Raw genomic sequence first — 16728 nt, forward strand, 5'->3', positions numbered from 1 at the left:
GCTCACCCCTTGATGTATGCCAGACAGAGAAACACCCCCAGAAGAGAAACCGCCATGGCACCTCCGGACAGGGGAACGATGCGCTTCCAGAAGAGGGTTCGACCCCGCACCGGGCCGGCCACTTCCGGGATGGTGGCAATCACCGGCACCGACGTCGCAGACTCCACGGCACGGACCCCTCGAAAGGTCTGGAAGAGAAACTCCAGGAGCCCCACCACCCCGCAGCCGAGCCCCAAGCCTGCCGCCAGGACAAAGAGCACGATTTTCTTCATGTCGGGCTCCACGGGTTTTTGCGGCACCCGCGCCGGATCGATGATGCGAAACTGCTCGCCCTTCTGCTTCTTCTCCATGTTGACGGCAATCTGGGCCTCCAGCTGACGCCCCAGAAGGGAGTGGTAGGCGCTGCGGATGTTCTCGTAATCCCGCTGAAGGGAGAGGAGCTCCTGCTCCCGTCGAGGGGTGTCCTCCACCCTCTTTTTGTACACCCCGATCTGGGCCTTTAGCTGTTTGACCTCTTTTTCCTCGGCGGCCAGCTCGGCCAGGATCTCCTGCTTCTGGCGCTCAATCATGGAGAGGCCCCGGGGCCTTGCCGCCGCCTCCGGTGGGGTGTCCCCTTCCGGGGCTTCCTCGGGCTCTGTGGGCTGCTGCTCCAAGGCGGCAATGGCCGCTTTGAGCCGACGGACATCCGGATGCCGCGCCGTGTAGCGTTCCAGCCCCACACGCAATTCCTCTTTGAGTCGATCCAGCTCACTGGTCGGAGGGCCTGCGCCGGGGTCCCCGGCCGGCACGGGGCCATTGCTGATCTTCTGGCGCACGGCATCCAGCCGGAGTTTCGTTGCCCTGACCTCATCACGTGCATGGGGAAGGCGCTCACTCAACGAGGCCAGGATGCGCAGGTTGCTGTTGAGCTGCTCCGGCAATCCCCCCATGTACCGTTCACGGTACTCCTTGAGTTCCGTCTCGGTCTTGACAAGCTTCTTGCGCATGGCCTCCAGCTCATCCTCCAGAAAGGAGTTGGTTCCCAGCACCTGGGTTTCCCTGAGCTTCAGGTTCTCATCGATGATGTAGGACGCAAGGGACTGGGTAATCTTGGTCACACGAACGGGATCGGTGCCCTTGTAAGTAACGGCAAAAGAATCCGCATTGCGATTTCGCCCGTTGGTTACCTTAAATGAGATGCGACGACGAAGGGTATCGATCTTGTCTTCCATATACATGTCTTTTGACTCATCACTGGAAAACAGATTGAATTCGTCGATAACTTTTTCAAGATTTGTTCGGCTTTTAATGCGTTGAGACAGTGTACTGACACGTGTATTGATGTCTTCAGCAATGATATTTCGCACGACATCCGATGGTAATCTCTGCGGCTGAACCAGAATCACCGTACTGGCCACATAATACCTCTGGGAGCTGTAAATAAGATAAATCCCCGCCAGGGCGGCCATCGTAAGAGGGATCAGCAGGATCCAGTACCACTTGACTACCATTCCTGCGATAAACTCAAAATCAATATTGATATTACTACTCGATTCCCCCATCAAACCCCACACATAGTCATAGTAGAAGACAATATCGAGTACATGAAGATTAACTTATATACCCATGCGAACAGCATGCGTCAACAGATTTAAAAAATACAATATGTTATTACCTGTCAAGGATCACAGCAACACGATCTTGACGAAAAGCCTTTTTTACTCTTGCCACAGAGTGTTTTTTCATCTATTAATAACTCCTTAATTTTACATTTCTGGTTCTATTACGACACAGCAAAAACTTGGGAATAACGTCTTTAGACAGACCAGAGACACCGATTCGTATCGCCCCCCCATCGGTGCCTTGAGTCTCAGGGCTCGAGCCGGGTGCGGAGCGGTCGCAAGGCGGCTGCATAAACGAAGAGATATGTCGGTAATCACCTCACGGCTCCAACGCGTCCACCTTTTAAAAGCAAACAGTTACACTCTACAGATCCGATATATCCCAAGAAGTGATGCCGAACCTTTACATTTCCCGGGGTGACACCATGAGCACCATCCTCGTCGGGGTTAGCCCCGCCATCAGGAAAATTCGTGATACATTGAACCGCATCGCGTCCAACGCCGACCTCAACGTCGTGATCACAGGCGAAACCGGCGTAGGCAAAGAGGTCGTCGCACGATGCCTCCACGAAGCGTCTCCGCGAAATAAAAACGAGTTCGTCAAGGTCAACTGTGCCGCCATTCCGGACACACTCCTTGAAAGCGAACTCTTCGGTACCGAGCAGGGCGCCTACACCGGCGCCCTCAAAACACGGAAAGGCAAGTTTGAACTGGCCGACGACGGGGTCCTCTTCCTGGACGAGATCGGAGACATGACCTTCCACCTCCAGGCAAAGCTCCTCCATGTCCTCCAGAGCGGGGAGTATAGCCGCCTTGGCTCGGAAAGCAGCATGAAATCCGATACCTGGGTTATTTCCGCCACCAACCATGACCTTCGACAGAAAATCAAGACCAAAGAGTTCAGAGACGACCTCTACTACCGCCTGAACATGGTCCGTATCCACATCCCCCCTTTGCGTGAACGCCCCGAGGATATTCCGGAACTGATCCGCCACTACACCAGGGTCTACGATGAAGCATACGCGGATCGGCACATCCCTCCCCTCAGCAGAGACATCTTCGACCGATTCTGCCGGTTCTCCTGGCCCGGCAATGTCAGGCAGCTCTTGAGCGCCCTGAAGCGGGTCCTGCTCATCGGTTGTGACGAAGAGACCTTACGTGAAATTCTGGACGAGGAGTCTCCCCACATCAACGGGTCCTCGCCGCCCCCCATGGTGGGCAACCTTCTGGGCCAGATCAGTGACCTCACGGAGAAATCGCCTGATGATTTGGCTGATTTCTCACTCAAGGTAGTAAAGCAAAGCGCTGTTGACATCGTTGAAAGAGAGGCCATTTCGCAGATTTTAAACATGACGAACTGGAACAGGACCCGCGCATCAAAAATCCTTAAAATCAGCTACAAAACCCTGCTGACAAAAATCGGGCAGCTCAACATCACCAGGCCGCAGGATGCGCAAGGGTAAGAAAAATCAAAGGGGGATCAAAAAGGCGGGAAAGGGTGTGCACAAAAAAACGCAATGGTAGTTGCCGGGACACCAAAGGGTAACCGGTACACACCATCAAATGGCAGGAAGCCAGCCACCCGTGCGGGCAGCATGACTCGGCTCAGGGAATCGAGGGGCGGGGGACCGCCCCTGCCGAAGAACAGTTCGCCTCTTCGGGCAGGGGTTCGCTTTCAGCCCTCCGGTCGCCTCCTTTTCGACGCTCCGGGTAGTACCTGTCGTAGGAATACACTCGTCTGTCCACTGTCATCCGTCGTTCGACGGGAACCTCAGGGCCTGAATCAACCACCGTCACCTCCTGTAAAGGGATCGGTTTGTCGGGCATCCGGGCCATGGATCTGGCGTTCCGTCCTGCTTCTGTATACGGCACGCCACCCACATATTAAGCCCGGGCACGGATCTCTGCGATCACCGTGCGCATGGAGTCGGCGCAGACATCCAGCTGGGCACGCTCCTCATCATTCAGGTCAAACTCAAACACCTTGTGGGCCCCCCGCTCCCCGATGGAGACAGGAAGGGAGAGGGCCATGTCCGAATAGCCGTACTCTCCGTCGATAATCACGCTCAAGGGAAAGATGTGCTGCTTGTTGTGAAGGTGGGACTCCACGATCTGGGTCACCTTGGTGGCTGCGGCAAAAAACCCGCTGCGGGTCTTCAGGCGCTTGACGATGTCCCCGCCCCCATGTTTCACCAGGGTGATGAGACGCGCCTCATCGTCGGCGGAGAGATGCTCCCTCACCGGGGTGCCTCCCACATCGGCCCGGTTTACAAGGGGGATCATGTTGTCGTCATGGGTCCCGATAACCGTGCAGTTCACGGCCTCACGGGAGACGTTGAGGTGCTCGGCAAGGAAAAACCGAAACCGCATGGCATCCAGGGCACACCCGAGGCCCGTCACCTTCATCTTGGGCCACCGCTCTTTCAGGGCCCAGGTCAGCACATCCACGGGGTTGCTGGTGACGTGGACAAAGGCATCCGGTGCCAGAGTCATCACCACCTCCCCGATCTCGTACATGATATCAAGGTTCTGGTAGAGAAGGTCCAGGCGCGTCATGCCTTCGGCCCGCTTGCCACCGGCGGTGATCACCACCACGTCCGCCCCTTCCATCTCTCCTAGGGATCGGCACCCCGTCACCTTGGAGTCAGATCTCCAATAGGGAAGGGACTGGTTGATATCCATGGCCTGCCCCACGGCAAAATCTTCCAAAATATCGTACAGGTAGATATTCCCCAGTTGTTTTGTGGCCATAAAAGCTGCGGCGGCGGAGCCGACATTGCCTGCCCCGGCGATAAAAATCTTGCGTACGGTCATGGAGTCCTCCTCACACGGTATTGCGGGTGGGAAATGCATGATGCACTGGCGTGGATGTCACGGAAGAAGAAAGGGCAACACATCCGGCATGGGGACAGGCGCGGCGGGGAAAAAAGCGTACGGGAAAAGAGGCAAATCAGCCGGACAAGGGCCCGGGCGGCTTAAGGGGGCATGCCCCCTAAGTCAACGGCCCGGACAAAGACGGCGCCCGAAGAAGACGCCGTATTTATTTATAATATCAATCGGATTTTTGATCAATCTTTAATCGGAACCGGGAAGGGAGGTTACTGCTGCACCAGCTGGAGCTCCACCTTCTGGTTGAGGATGGATTCGGCGATGGAGCGGAACTGGGGGGTATAATCCGAGACATAAAACCGATCACACCCGCGACGACTGCCCCCCTTGTCCCGCCACTCCGGGTGAGCATCCACAAAGGCCTTCACCTGACGTGCCACAGCCGCGCCGGAGTTGATGATGGTGACCCGTTTCCCCGCCTTCTGCTTGATAATGGGCTCCAGCATGGGGTAGTGGGTGCACCCAAGGATCAGGGTGTCGATCTGACGGACCCGCAAGGGGTGGATGTAGCTCTTGACGATCCTTCGGGTTTCAGGGCGATCGAACCACCCTTCCTCCACGAGAGGAACAAGCAGGGGACAGGGATTGGAGTGCACCGACGCGTCGGGCCGCATCTCCTTGATACGGGTCTCATACACCTTGCTGGTGATGGTTCCGCGGGTCCCGATGACCCCGATCTGCCCCTTTTTCGAGGCGGCAAGGGCCTGCTCCACAGCCGGAGTTACCACTTCAAACACAGGCACGTCATAGGCTTCCCGGATGGCCGCAGGGGCCACGCTGGAGGCGGTGTTGCAGCCCACCACGATCATCTCCGCACCCATTTCAATAAGAAAGCGGGTGTTTTCAAGGCTGTACCGCACAACGGTCTCCCGGCTCTTGCTGCCGTAAGGGGTGCGGGCGGTATCGCCAAAGTAGATCATCTCGTGACCAGGCAGAAGTTCTTTCAGGGCACGACAGGTGGTTAGCCCACCGATGCCCGAGTCAAAAATACCAATCATAATAGTTAAAACGCCTGTGTGTCATGCTGAAGGGTCCACCGGTGTCGGCCATGGCCCTGCAAAGGTTGTGAATTGGACACCGTTTGGTATACTCCGCAGTGTCAGCGAAGTGAGGCCCCCCGAAGGAGTCCCCGCTTCCGGTCATGCACATCTTTTTCCACAAGGAGGTCCCATGCACATGGACCAGAAAATATTTACCCTCGGCCTCCCCACGGAGACCGTCTCGTGCTACCTGCTCCTCACCGGCCTGGCCGATCAGGAGCTTCCCCTGACCCGCCCTGAGGTGACGCGTCTCTGGGCCGGGGATGGCCCGGGGCTTGATGCGGCCCTTGAAGAGCTTGAACGCCGCGGCATCATAGCCGTTTCCAAAACGACCGAAGACCCTTTACGCCTTCTGCCCCCTGAGATGTGGCGAGATTGACCCCACCTCGTGCCTGGCCTCGTTGAGCTTTTCCTGCTCCCCGCAGACAATGCGGCGAATCACCTCGTGGGGAAACCCTTTGCGGATCCCCGGGCAGGCATCGGCCATGAGATCCCAGTTGGAGGGAACCCGGGCCACGGCGTCGATAAAGGGCCAGGCCCTGCACATGCGGGGCTTGACTGAATGAATCGTGCAGTTGTCTTTAAAAAAAACACACTTGCCGTCTTTGCCTGAGGCGATAACCGGCATACCGTCCACGATCTGGCAGCGGGTGGCCACGAACTCCTCGGGGGACACGCCGATGAAGGCGGCGATGCGCTCCACATCTTCCTCCGTCATGTAGGTGCCCCCGAAGCCTGTGCAGCATTCGCCGCACTGGGTGCACTCGAAAATATCTTCGCTTGTGGTGCTACTATGTGTCATGTCGCGTCTCCATGGCCCGTTTCAGGGTCACCTGATCCACATATTTCAAATCCCCGCCCATGGGCACCCCGGAGGCAATGCGCGTCACCCGCACCGACAGGTGATGCAGCTGCTCCGCAATGTAGGCGGCGGTGGCTTCCCCTTCCACATTGGTCCCCGTGGCCAGGATCACCTCCACGGTGCCCTCGGCCTTGACCCGGTTGAGGAGCTCTGCGATACGCAGATCGTCCGGACCGATATCATCCATGGGAGACAAAGCCCCCTGGAGGATGTGATAGGTCCCCGCGTACCCGCCGGAGGTCTCGATGGCCGCCATGTCGGCCGGCTTCTCCACCACACAGATACGGGACTGGTCCCGACCCGTATTGGCGCAGACAGGACAGTGATCGGACTCTGCAAGGGCAAAACAGCGGCGGCAGAGCCTCACCCGGCGCTTGACCTCGGCGATGCTGCCTGCCAGGAGGTCTGCTTCGCGATGCGGTGCCTTCAGGATATGAAGGGCCAGTCGTTCGGCACTTTTACGGCCGATCCCCGGCAAACGGGCGAGATTGTCGATAAGCTGCTTCAACGAGGCTGGATAATGATTCATGCTGGACCTGGAAATGGGTGCAAAGCAAAACGCACGGCCCGAAATCAGCGTGCCGGAGGAATCCCTCCGGCAGCCCGGGACAACAAAGCAGGGTAAATAACTACATCAGGCCGGGGATATTCATCCCGCCGGTTACCTTGCTCATCTTTTCGTTGACGATGGCCCCCACCTTGGTCAGGGCATCGTTGACGGCTGCGGCCACCATGTCCTGGAGGATCTCCACATCTTCGGGATCCACCACTTCCGGGTCGATGGTGACAGAGAGCACTTTCTGTTTGCCGTTGGCAACGGCCTTGACCACGCCGCCCCCGGCGGTGCCTTCTGCGGTGAACTGGTCCATCTCGTTTTGAAGCTTCATCATCTTGGCCTGCATCTTCTGGGCCTGCTTCATCATGTTACCCATGCCTTTCATGGTCTTCCTCCTTAATGATGTTGACATCCACCTTGCCCCCGAAGACCCGAATGGCTTCGTGAATCACGGGGTGTTCCTTTGCCTCGGTCACGATGCGGTCGTTCCCGTGGCGCCCCCCGGAATGGGTCTCTTCTCCGGCAATGATGGTGTGTAAAGTCACGTCCATCTCCGAGCCGAACCAGGCCCGGATCTCATCTTCCAACTCTTTTTTCTTGCCGTTTTTGAGTCGCCCCACGGCAAAACGGTTGGCGGTGATTTCGATCTCAATACTCTTTCCCGCCACTTTTTTCAAGGCGCTTTTGGCCAGGAGCGGGGCCAGCGAAGGCCGATTTTTCCGCAAGTCATCAAGAAATGCCCCCCAGGCCTTTTCCGGGGAATCCGAGGGGTTCCAGGCCGGCGAGGGTCCCGGGGCCCCGGACGACGCGGGCGCTGCCCCCCGGTCAGGCACCGGCGAGGGCGGCTGCTGGGGCGCGTGTTGAGGTGCCTGCTGTGGCGCCTGCTGCGACCCCTGCGGTGGTGTCTGCTGCTGCGCTTGCTGCGAGGGCTGTGGTGATACTTGCTGCGGCGCCTGCGGTGGTGCCTGCTGCGGCGGTTGCTGCGATGCCTGTGGCGGTATTTGCCGGGGCGCCTGCTCGGACACAGCCGGAGCCGAGCCACTCAAAGGCGGCTGATTTCGGGCCGGGGCGACCGGTTCGGGGGTGACGGGTGCCGACTTGGCCGAGGGAGCTGCAGGGGGCGCCGGGGCATAAGCCGCACGTGTTTCGGAAACCCCGCCCCCGGAAGGTCCGGAAGGACCCGAAGGCGCAGGGGGACCGCCGCCGTTTTTCTGCAGGGTGTCGATCTTTCGGATCAGGGCATCGATGGAAAGGGCATCGGGCACCTGAAGAATTTTGATCAGGGCCAGCTCCAGGGCCATCTTGGGGGCGGCGGCATAGCGTACGGCCGACTCTTCGGCCAGGAGTACCTCCAGGGCCTTGGTGAGAAACCCACGGGTGGAAGACTGGGCCATGGCCCCCATGGCAGCCATCTCTCCGTCGGGAAGGTCCAGCACCTCAGGCCCGGCCACCTCAAGCACCAACAGGTTCCGTAAGGTCTGGGTAAGGCTGGAAAAGAGGCGTCGCAGGTCGTTGCCCTGAATATAAAACCGGTTCACGGCCGAGAGAACGGCCCCGCCATCCCGCCGGATCAGGGCCTCGGTCAGGGCCATGACGTCGCTGGTTTCCACTGCCCCCAGGGTGGTCAGCACCGACTCATGGGTCACGGCGCCGTCCACGGCGCTGCCAATGACCTGGTCGAGGATGCTGAGGGAGTCCCTCACAGAGCCCCCCGCCTCCACGGTGATAAGATCCAGGCTCTCGTCGGGAACGGAAACGTTCTCCAGGGAGCTGAGCTTTTGAAGGTGAGCCTTGAGGTCACGGTGTGAGACGCGCCGCATGTCGTGGCGCTGACAGCGTGACAGGATGGTCACCGGGATCTTGTGCACCTCGGTGGTGGCGAACATGAACAGGACATGGGGAGGGGGCTCCTCCAGGGTCTTGAGCAGGGCGTTAAAGGCCGCCGTGCTGAGCATGTGCACTTCGTCGATGATGTAGATCTTGAAGGGGCTGTAGACGGGCATGTAGCTGACGTTGCTGCGCAGCTCCCGCACCTGCTCCACGCTGTTGTTGGAGGCACCGTCGATCTCGAAGACGTCGGCAGAGCTGCCCTGGGTGATCTCCCGACAGGAACGGCAGGAGTTGCAGGGGTGAGGAGAACCGGTCTCCCGCCTGCCGGAGCAGTTCATGGCCTTGGCCAGGATGCGCGCCACCGAGGTTTTTCCCGTGCCCCGGGGGCCGGAAAAGAGAATAGCGTGGGCCACGCGCTCGGCGGAAATGGCATGGGTCAGCGTGGTGGTGACGTGGGACTGCCCCACCACATCGTCAAAAAGCTGGGGTCTGTATTTTCGGGCAAGGACAAGATAGGACATGGTGACCGGTTCTCCCTGCCGGCCGAAGACCGGTTCCGGACCGGAACGCGGGCAAGGTGCCGGCGTGTCATCAAATCAGCCGCGGCCTGGTGCCGCCTTAAAAGCCCCACATCACGCATGGGGTCACTACCAGGGATGAAACCATAAAACGATGGGCACTGCAAGCGCCCCGTGCATCCCGTTGCCGCCGCGGGCAAGGCAAAGGGCCAAAACGAAAAAAACAGGCGCCCCACGTCCGTTGCTGTCAAGGAAGTGGTGAAAACCTGTTCACTGTTGGCGGCCCTTTGATTCAGGCACAAGGGGTAGTGGCGGAGAGGGAGAGATTCGAACTCTCGGTACCTGTTACAGCACACACGCTTTCCAGGCGTGCACCTTCAGCCACTCGGTCACCTCTCCGCATATTACCCTTATGTCTGGCGCTCACTCTTACCGACCAGGCCGGTGGGAAGCGCCGCGCTCATCGAGCAGCGTGTTGTTGAACACTGCCCCAAAAGCGAGAGAAGATTTACGTCATCCCCCTCCCTTTGTCAAGGGGTTTTCTCACACTTTTCAGGGGTCCCTGAAAAAGGCTTTGCCAAGCCTGCCGGGCCCCCATCCGGGGCTCTCCCACAACGCCCCGGGATAACGCATCATCCAATCACGCGCCCCTGTCCACGTAATTGGGACCCGCCACCATCAGGTTGTTGGGCATCACCGACTGAATGGTCTCCATCTTGCTTCCAAAGAGCAGATCACGGATCAGTCCGTGACCGTAGGCCCCCAGGACCAGGAGGCTGTCATGGGGCACTTCAAAGAGGTTTTCTTCGAACTTGCCGCCAAAAAACAGGAGCCAGTCATCCACATAGGCGGACATATCATCCCCCAGACCGCTCTCCACTATCACTTTCTCGTAATCGTCCCGGGTCTTGCCCCCCTCCACCTGGGTAAAGAGCCTGAGCTTCATACCGGTCTTGCGGGCAATGCGGGCCCCCAAGCGAAGAGCATTGACCGCGTTTTTGGAACCACCGAAAAAAACCGTGATGCTGTTCCACTTACGAAAGGAGGGGCTGGTGATGAGCACAGGGAAAAAAGCCGACCGGATGATGCGCCTCACCCGCGAGCCGATGAACCCCAGCCCGATCTTGCTGGTCAGGTCGCTGATGCTGCGCGGACAGCACATGAAATCAAAATCCACGGGAATGTCCGGCAGGGTGGAGGCCGTAAAATTCTTGGCCTTGAACACCCCGGGCTCAAGCCCCTCCTGCTCGGCCAGCTCCCGGGCATGCTTTTCGGCCGTCTCCGGGGCTGTGAGGTAGGAGCTGTCCAGATCCACCTGGACCACGTCCCGCTCGAAATACATCAGAAACTTGGTGTGCTTGGGCACATACACCACAGGCGACGCCCCCATGAGGCGACAGAAGTAGAGTGACTGAAGAAAGGTCTCCCGCCCGGTGGGCGTGTTCCGGAAAATGTGAAAAAGTTGAGTGTCCATGTCGGTCTCCTACCCGTATCACGCGTTGTCGGTGGTTTGCACCATCAGCTCTTTTCGGTATTTGTCAAGGAGGGTGGCCTTGGAGATCATCCCCACGAACCGCCGGTTTACCACCAGGGGAATGGTAAAAAGCCCCTGGGTGTCCATGGTGTGCAGGACCTCTGTCAGCTCATCCCCGTAGGCCACGGTGGCCACCTTCCGGTCCATGATCTGCTCCACCACCACGGCATCGTACATGATGGTGTCAAAGAGGTAGGGCCGCACCCTGTCGAGATCCACCATACCCAGAAAATCACCGCTGCCCGGGTCTTCCACGGGAAAATGGTTGCGGGTAGAGCGTTTGACCACCTCCACGAACTCCCTTAAGGTCATATGGGGCGTCACGGCCAGGCAATCCTTTTCGATGAGTTCGCCCAGGGAAAGGTCGTTGAGCACCCGGGCGTCGGTGCCGGGGCGCAGGAGCTGGCCCCTGTCCACCAGATCCTTCATATAAAAGGAGGCGGGCTCAAAGTAGTGGGTGATGGTGGTGGAAACAGCAGAGACCACGATGAGGGGCAGAATCACCTCGTACCCCCCGGTGATCTGCACAATAAGGAAAATGCCGGTGAGGGGAGCCTGAAGGATTCCGCTGATGAGCCCGGCCATGCCCAGAAGGGCGAAACAGCCCTCCCCCACCAGGGGAATGGAGGGCCAGAGCAGGGTCACGCCCCGGTAAAAGGCCAGACCGGTAAAACTGCCCACCACAAGGGAGGGAGCAAAAATCCCGCCGGAGCCCCCCCACCCCAAGGTCAGGGAGGTGGCCAGGATCTTGGCAAAAATGGCAATGGCCGCCAGCTGAAAGGCGCCGTTGTAGGCCCCCACGATCATCTCACGGATGGCGTGGTACCCTTCCCCCTGCACATCGGGGAAGACTAGCCCCAGAAGCCCCACCAAACAACCGCCCACGGCCGCCCGCCCCCATTTGGGGAGCTTGACGTGGGAAGAAACCCCGTGCATGGACCGCAGAGCCCGGGTGAGAAGGATGGAAAAAAGGGCCGTGGCCAGACCCAGCCCGGCTGCCGCCACCGTATCGGCAACACCGATATCAAAACCAGTATGGCTGAAGGCAATCTGGTTGCCGTTAAAAAAGCGACTCACCTCGGTGCCTGCCACCGCGGCAATGGCGATGGGCACGATGTTTACCGTGGACCACTCGCCCAGCACCACCTCCAGCACAAACACCAGGCCGGCAATGGGGGCGTTGAAGATGGAAGAGATGGCACCGGCCGCCCCACACCCCACCAGGGTGACGCGCTGACGGTCGTTCAGATTGAACAGCTTGGCGATATTGGAGCCGATGGCTGCCCCGCTCATCACCACCGGGGCCTCAGGACCTGCAGAGCCGCCGCTGCCGATGGTCAGGCAACTGGAGATCAGGCGGGAGATACTGGAGCGAAGCCTCAGGAGCCCACCGTAGCGGGAGACGGCATAGATCACCTCCGGCACACCGTGGCCGGCCCCCTCCTTCATCACGTAATCAAGGTAAATGGCAGAGACAGCCGCACCGATCCCGGGCAGCACAAAGGCCCAGGGGTAGTCCTTCAGGTGATGCACAAACTCCATCATCGCCTCAAGGCTCCGGTTCAGGGCCAGGGCCGCCAGCCCGCTTGCAATCCCCACCATCACGCCGGCCACCATCAAAATCAACCGATCATCCGACTGAATACGCGGCAATTTCGACGGAAGTCTACACAGCCTTTTCAGCATTTAAAAGATCCCCAAAAAAGTTCGGAAACGGGTTCCCGACGATAAACAAGAAAAGCGCCCCGGTGTCACGACGCAAAAAAGCCTTGAAAAACGCCTGGTTCGGACACACTGCGGCATCGGGTTCCAACCCGTCCGCAGGGTCTCCGGGCCAGGGGTTCTCCCGGCTGGATTCTAAAGCACTGTCGGTACCGAACCGACACCGCCGGACTAACAGATTCCACCCCCGTTGTAAAGGGAACCCCATCCCCCTTTTTTGCTGGAACCTCGGGCTCCTCCAAATCCCTCTTAAAGCCTGGCCTCGAACTCCGCCACTTTTTCCAGGAGGGCCACCTCCGAAGGCACGCTCTCCAGGAATCGCAAAAATGCGGGTTCCCGCACACAGAAGGAGATTTTGGACAGCAGCTGCAGGTGGGTCCCCACATCGGGACTCAGGATCAGGAAGAGCACGCGCACCGGCAGGTCGTCCACGGCATCAAAATCAACGGGATGCTTCAAAAAAAAGGTGGTGATGGACGGAACCCTGCAGGCGTCCATGGGCGTTCTCGGGTGGGGCAGGGCCACGCCGCGCCCCACGCCCGTGGAAGCCAGGCGTTCCCGCTCGTCAAGGAGATGAAAAAGAGCGTCCCGCTCCCCCTCACCGAAACCCCGCACCGAGGCGGTCATGTTCTTGAGAACCGAAGGAACGTCGTCGCCATCAAGATCGAAAACCACCCCGCCCCGCTCTATGGCCTGGGAGAGAATCACCGCCTCACGGATATCGCCCGCGGGCGAGGACGGCTCCTTGAGCACAAAGGAGGTGTTGTGCTTTCCGGCCCAGCTTTTAAGGGTCGCAAAGCTGAAAGAGCACTCTGCCCCGCTTTTCTTTACAGGGATGCGCCCCTGTCGAATCCAGCGTTCCAGGGTATCCCGCGGCAGGTCCATGGCCTCGGCAAGCTCATCCAATCTCAATTTCATATCCGTCACCACAAAAAAACGTCAAAAACAGGGCCGACCGACGGTCCGGGAACACGTTTTCCCCGACGCGCCGTCGTCCCGGCGATATTTTAAAAACTTCGTATTCTATCCGATAGAAATTGAGAGTTCAACCGCAATCATGGACAGGGACAGGGTGAACGCATTCAGAAACCAGCAAAAAGGGGCTACCTGTAAAGGCCTCCGCTCAGGGCGCGGGCGATGTAGGTACGCTCGTAGGTAATTTCCACCCGGCGGTTCTTGGCGCGGCCTTCAGGGGTCCGGTTGTCGGCCACCGGTCGGTAGTGGGCAAAGCCCTGGGCCTTGAGCTGGGAAGGATCGATACCCATGGAGATAAGAAAGCGCACCACGCTTGTGGCGCGGCGGGTGGAGAGCTCCCAGTTGGAGTCGTCGTTGCGCCTGGCCATGGGCAGGGCATCGGTGTGCCCCGACACAGTGACCGGGTAATGGAACTGGGCCAGCACCATGGCCACCTTCTCCATGACGATGCGCCCGTCCTCGGAGAGGCGCGCCTCACCGGGCCCGAAGATGACCATGTCGGCGATGGTGATCACCGCGCCGTCTTCGGTCTCCTCCACCCGAACCTGGCCGCCGAGCTTGTTGAACATGATCAGCTCTCGCACATCGCTGACGATCTCCTCCATCTCCTTCTGGACCATCCCGCCCAGCTCGTCCACGGCATGGGCCTGGGGATCGGTGGTGTCGGTGCCCGGGTCCATCCTCAATCCTTCACGGGTGCCGGTCTCGGGGACCTGCTGCACGCCAAGGGCGGATTTCAGGGACTGGACAAGCTCCTTAAAGGTCTCCTCCTGGATGGTGCTCATGGCAAACAGCAGCACAAAAAAACACATGAGCAGGGTGACCAGGTCGGAGAAGGTGCACATCCATTCAGGGGCGCCGCCCCCCTCTTCGTCATCACCCCCGATGGGGGCCGGAGGGTTGAGGGCCGGGGCCGCCTCCTCTTCGCCTGCGCCGGTGCTGTTTTCTTCAGCCATGGTCTACTCCTCTTTGGCGGCTTTTCCGCCCCCTGCCGTCAGGTAGACGTTGAGCTTGTCTTCCATGAGCCTGGGGTGTTCTCCTTCGCGGATGGAGACCACGCCCTCGTAGAGCAGGGTCATGTTCATGATCTCCTCTTCACTGCGAAGCTTCAGCTTGTCCGACATGGGAATGAAAAACAGGTTGGCCATCAGGGCGCCGTAAAAGGTGGTGATCATGGCCACCGCCATTTTGGGTCCGATGGATGAGGGGTCGTCGAGGTTGGCCAGCATCTGCACCAGGCCGATGAGGGTGCCCACCATGCCGAAAGCCGGTGCATAGGCTCCCATGGAGGCAAGGACCGAGTAACCCACCTTGTGCTCCCGGTGGGTAAGCTCCATCCTTTTTTGCATCACCGCGGCGATATCCGAAGTCTTCACCCCGTCCACGGTCATTTGAAGGGCGCTTTTGAGGTAGGGGTCTTCGGTGTTGTTGATGTCCGCCTCGATGGAGAGAAGGCCGCCCTTCCTGGCCTTGTTGGAGATCTCCACCAGGCTCTTCACCAGGTCTTCGGGTTTCTCGATCTTGAACATGAACACCTTGGCCACGGTCTTAAACACGCCAAGGAACTCTTTGAGGGGGTAGGCAATGAGAGAGGAGGCAATGGTCCCCCCAACGACAATCATGACCGACGGCAGGTTCCAGAACAGCATCAGGCTGCTGCCAAGAAGAATACACGCGGCGGTAAAGCCAACCCCGGAAATCACACCTATCAATGAAGCCAGATCCATATCAACCCAACCTATCCCTTTATAAATACAGTCTCTTCCAGGGACTCAATCCGGTTGTAGCGTGCGATCTGCCTGATGTACTCATCCGTGAGGACCGTACCTTCGGGCAGGAGCATGGCTCCCTTGGCTGTATAGATGGCGGATGCGAGGACCATTCCGGGCTTCACATCAAACACACTCATCTCCACACGACCACCGATTTCCGTTTCAGGCTTTCGTCCCAGACACTTGCGCAGACTGTGCACAACCTTGGGGTCGAATCGCGTCCCTGCTTCTTCTTCCAGCCTGTTCAGACGATCTCTTTCGCTGCCGCCCTCGGGCCACGCCGCCAGGGTCTCCCAGGCATCTGCAACAGCAATAATCCGCGATGCAAAAGGAATGGCCTCTTTTCTCAGGCCACCGGGGGTCCCGCTCCCGTCAAGATATTCAAACAGGTGGCGGACAATGCGGGCCGTCTCTTCCAGCCCTTCCACACCGGCCAGGATCTTGCCGGCACGCTCGGGGTGCCGGGAGAGAAAATCAGCTTCCGACTCGGTGTGGTCCAGGGGGTTCTTTCCGGCAAGTTCCTCCGACACGAAGAGCAGCCCCAGTTCGTGGAGCCGTGCGGCCCGTTCCAGCTCGCGGCGTTTGTCGCCGTCGAGTCCGAGCTCGTCGGCCATGGCCAGTGCCAGGCGGGTCACATCCGCACCGTGCCCCTTTTTGAATGAAGGCCGCGCATCCAAAACCGATGCCAGCAGCCCCACACAGGTTTCCAGGGTCTTTGCAGCCCTGGCTTCCATGGTGTCGGCCCGCTCCACGGCTTTTTGCCGCTCTCCCACAAGTGAAGCCACCTGCTTAAGGGCCCCGGACAGGGCCTCCCGTTCACCGGCGAGCTCCTCCTTGAGCTCTGCCAGCCTGGCCTCCAGGGTGTCTCGGTTCCGGAGTTCGTCTTTGAAAAAAGTATCGGCTTTTTCAGCCTTCTCCTTTAGCCCTTTTATCCGCAGGAGGGTCCCGATGCGGGCCACGAGTTCATCGCGGGAAAAGGGTTTGACCAGATACTCGTCGGCACCGGCCCCCAGGCCCGCCACCACGTCCCTGGGCTCCACGTCAATGCCGGAGACCAGCATAAAGATCACGTCCCCAAGGGTCTCGGATGCCCGTACCCTGCGACAGAACTCCAGGCCGTCCATGCCTGGCATGGCCACATCGCTGATGATGAGGTCCGGCATGAAGTCCAAAGCCACCTCCAGCCCCTCCTCGGCATCGCCTGCGGTCTTGAGGCTGTAGTTCTCCCCTTCCAGAAACCGGGTGTAGATCTGGATCAGGTCCTGATCATCATCCACGTACAAAATTTTCGCCGTATCCATTTTTTCCATGCCTTCCGCCCTTTGGCCCGAACACGTACCGGGCACGCCTCCCCCTTCATGTTGTCCGTCACGCCTCGCGTGGCCATCCGTTCTGATACCGAATGCATTCCTCTTGATCGGCCAAACCG

General features: G+C 59.1%; 16 protein-coding genes, 1 tRNA gene and 1 pseudogene. 2 read left to right on the forward strand and 16 right to left on the reverse strand.

What is annotated here, in order from left to right:
• Nucleotides 1–2 precede the first annotated feature (2 nt).
• Together ACOYW0_RS06525 and ACOYW0_RS06530 are read right to left on the reverse strand one after the other, a co-directional pair.
• Nucleotides 3–1211 carry a GNVR domain-containing protein gene (locus ACOYW0_RS06525; protein ID WP_482418819.1) on the reverse strand — a complete coding sequence of 403 codons (1209 nt, stop codon included), beginning with the start codon at nucleotides 1209–1211 and terminating at the stop codon, nucleotides 3–5.
• A gap of 51 nt (nucleotides 1212–1262) precedes the next feature.
• Nucleotides 1263–1541, reverse strand: a pseudogene (locus ACOYW0_RS06530) (Wzz/FepE/Etk N-terminal domain-containing protein); the annotation flags it as partial.
• A 485-nt stretch (nucleotides 1542–2026) separates the two neighbouring features.
• Here ACOYW0_RS06530 and ACOYW0_RS06535 point away from each other — a divergent pair.
• The gene (locus ACOYW0_RS06535) at nucleotides 2027–3064 is read left to right on the forward strand and encodes a sigma-54 interaction domain-containing protein (RefSeq protein WP_482417741.1); all 1038 of its coding nucleotides are present in this window, start codon (nucleotides 2027–2029) and stop codon (nucleotides 3062–3064) included.
• A 142-nt stretch (nucleotides 3065–3206) separates the two neighbouring features.
• Here ACOYW0_RS06535 and ACOYW0_RS06540 read toward each other — a convergent pair whose 3' ends face one another.
• From ACOYW0_RS06540 to murI, 3 genes are all read right to left on the reverse strand, one after another.
• Nucleotides 3207–3392: a hypothetical protein gene (locus ACOYW0_RS06540; RefSeq protein ID WP_482417742.1), complete on the reverse strand. Its 186-nt coding sequence runs from the start codon at nucleotides 3390–3392 to the stop codon at nucleotides 3207–3209.
• Between the two features lie 93 nt (nucleotides 3393–3485).
• Nucleotides 3486–4415 carry a malate dehydrogenase gene (locus ACOYW0_RS06545; protein WP_482417743.1) on the reverse strand — a complete coding sequence of 310 codons (930 nt, stop codon included), beginning with the start codon at nucleotides 4413–4415 and terminating at the stop codon, nucleotides 3486–3488.
• Nucleotides 4416–4699: 284 nt separating this feature from the next.
• A complete protein-coding gene (gene murI / locus ACOYW0_RS06550; protein WP_180139590.1) occupies nucleotides 4700–5488 on the reverse strand; it encodes a glutamate racemase in 789 nt (262 codons plus the stop codon).
• 178 nt (nucleotides 5489–5666) lie between these two features.
• Between murI and ACOYW0_RS06555 the strand changes: the two genes are divergently transcribed.
• Nucleotides 5667–5909: a hypothetical protein gene (locus tag ACOYW0_RS06555; protein ID WP_482417744.1), complete on the forward strand. Its 243-nt coding sequence runs from the start codon at nucleotides 5667–5669 to the stop codon at nucleotides 5907–5909.
• On the opposite strand, the gene ACOYW0_RS06560 is transcribed toward ACOYW0_RS06555, so the two are convergent.
• From ACOYW0_RS06560 to ACOYW0_RS06610, 11 genes are all read right to left on the reverse strand, one after another.
• On the reverse strand, nucleotides 5874–6332 hold the full coding sequence (locus ACOYW0_RS06560; protein ID WP_482417745.1) for a YkgJ family cysteine cluster protein: 459 nt from the start codon (nucleotides 6330–6332) through the stop codon (nucleotides 5874–5876). The two genes, ACOYW0_RS06555 and ACOYW0_RS06560, sit on opposite strands and share 36 nt — an antisense overlap.
• Nucleotides 6322–6921, reverse strand: coding sequence for a recombination mediator RecR (gene recR, locus ACOYW0_RS06565; protein ID WP_482417746.1), 600 nt, complete (start codon nucleotides 6919–6921; stop codon nucleotides 6322–6324). Before recR ends, ACOYW0_RS06560 begins: the two co-directional genes overlap by 11 nt.
• Before the next feature lie 100 nt (nucleotides 6922–7021).
• A complete protein-coding gene (locus tag ACOYW0_RS06570) occupies nucleotides 7022–7333 on the reverse strand; it encodes a YbaB/EbfC family nucleoid-associated protein (RefSeq protein ID WP_180139578.1) in 312 nt (103 codons plus the stop codon).
• Nucleotides 7317–9299: a DNA polymerase III subunit gamma/tau gene (dnaX, locus tag ACOYW0_RS06575; RefSeq protein WP_482417747.1), complete on the reverse strand. Its 1983-nt coding sequence runs from the start codon at nucleotides 9297–9299 to the stop codon at nucleotides 7317–7319. The genes ACOYW0_RS06570 and dnaX overlap by 17 nt, the downstream gene beginning before the upstream one ends.
• A gap of 306 nt (nucleotides 9300–9605) precedes the next feature.
• Nucleotides 9606–9695 (reverse strand) — tRNA-Ser (locus tag ACOYW0_RS06580).
• Nucleotides 9696–9936: 241 nt separating this feature from the next.
• On the reverse strand, nucleotides 9937–10770 hold the full coding sequence (locus ACOYW0_RS06585) for a universal stress protein (RefSeq protein WP_482417748.1): 834 nt from the start codon (nucleotides 10768–10770) through the stop codon (nucleotides 9937–9939).
• Nucleotides 10771–10788: 18 nt separating this feature from the next.
• Entirely contained in the window at nucleotides 10789–12447 is a 1659-nt protein-coding gene (locus ACOYW0_RS06590) for a chloride channel protein (RefSeq protein WP_482418820.1), read from the reverse strand.
• A gap of 354 nt (nucleotides 12448–12801) precedes the next feature.
• Nucleotides 12802–13470 (reverse strand): PTS sugar transporter subunit IIA, encoded by a 669-nt coding sequence (locus ACOYW0_RS06595; protein WP_482417749.1) that lies wholly within the window; start codon nucleotides 13468–13470, stop codon nucleotides 12802–12804.
• Between the two features lie 185 nt (nucleotides 13471–13655).
• Nucleotides 13656–14483: an OmpA/MotB family protein gene (locus tag ACOYW0_RS06600; RefSeq protein WP_482417750.1), complete on the reverse strand. Its 828-nt coding sequence runs from the start codon at nucleotides 14481–14483 to the stop codon at nucleotides 13656–13658.
• Nucleotides 14484–14486: 3 nt separating this feature from the next.
• On the reverse strand, nucleotides 14487–15254 hold the full coding sequence (locus tag ACOYW0_RS06605; protein WP_482417751.1) for a motility protein A: 768 nt from the start codon (nucleotides 15252–15254) through the stop codon (nucleotides 14487–14489).
• An 11-nt stretch (nucleotides 15255–15265) separates the two neighbouring features.
• Nucleotides 15266–16609, reverse strand: coding sequence for an HD domain-containing phosphohydrolase (locus ACOYW0_RS06610; protein ID WP_482417752.1), 1344 nt, complete (start codon nucleotides 16607–16609; stop codon nucleotides 15266–15268).
• Between the last annotated feature and the right edge of the window lie 119 nt (nucleotides 16610–16728).

The organism is Desulfoluna sp. HI9BLuna (assembly GCF_056829775.1).

Bases quoted from the DNA above. Each gene is read 5' to 3' on its own strand.
- ACOYW0_RS06525 (WP_482418819.1), bottom strand. From the start codon at position 1,211: ATGGAAGACAAGATCGATACCCTTCGTCGTCGCATCTCATTTAAGGTA.
- ACOYW0_RS06535 (WP_482417741.1), top strand. From the start codon at position 2,027: ATGAGCACCATCCTCGTCGGGGTTAGCCCCGCCATCAGGAAAATTCGT.
- ACOYW0_RS06545 (WP_482417743.1), bottom strand. From the start codon at position 4,415: ATGACCGTACGCAAGATTTTTATCGCCGGGGCAGGCAATGTCGGCTCC.
- murI (WP_180139590.1), bottom strand. From the start codon at position 5,488: ATGATTGGTATTTTTGACTCGGGCATCGGTGGGCTAACCACCTGTCGT.
- ACOYW0_RS06555 (WP_482417744.1), top strand. From the start codon at position 5,667: ATGGACCAGAAAATATTTACCCTCGGCCTCCCCACGGAGACCGTCTCG.
- ACOYW0_RS06560 (WP_482417745.1), bottom strand. From the start codon at position 6,332: ATGACACATAGTAGCACCACAAGCGAAGATATTTTCGAGTGCACCCAG.
- recR (WP_482417746.1), bottom strand. From the start codon at position 6,921: ATGAATCATTATCCAGCCTCGTTGAAGCAGCTTATCGACAATCTCGCC.
- ACOYW0_RS06570 (WP_180139578.1), bottom strand. From the start codon at position 7,333: ATGAAAGGCATGGGTAACATGATGAAGCAGGCCCAGAAGATGCAGGCC.
- dnaX (WP_482417747.1), bottom strand. From the start codon at position 9,299: ATGTCCTATCTTGTCCTTGCCCGAAAATACAGACCCCAGCTTTTTGAC.
- ACOYW0_RS06585 (WP_482417748.1), bottom strand. From the start codon at position 10,770: ATGGACACTCAACTTTTTCACATTTTCCGGAACACGCCCACCGGGCGG.
- ACOYW0_RS06590 (WP_482418820.1), bottom strand. From the start codon at position 12,447: ATGGTGGCCGGCGTGATGGTGGGGATTGCAAGCGGGCTGGCGGCCCTG.
- ACOYW0_RS06595 (WP_482417749.1), bottom strand. From the start codon at position 13,470: ATGAAATTGAGATTGGATGAGCTTGCCGAGGCCATGGACCTGCCGCGG.
- ACOYW0_RS06600 (WP_482417750.1), bottom strand. From the start codon at position 14,483: ATGGCTGAAGAAAACAGCACCGGCGCAGGCGAAGAGGAGGCGGCCCCG.
- ACOYW0_RS06605 (WP_482417751.1), bottom strand. From the start codon at position 15,254: ATGGATCTGGCTTCATTGATAGGTGTGATTTCCGGGGTTGGCTTTACC.
- ACOYW0_RS06610 (WP_482417752.1), bottom strand. From the start codon at position 16,609: ATGGAAAAAATGGATACGGCGAAAATTTTGTACGTGGATGATGATCAG.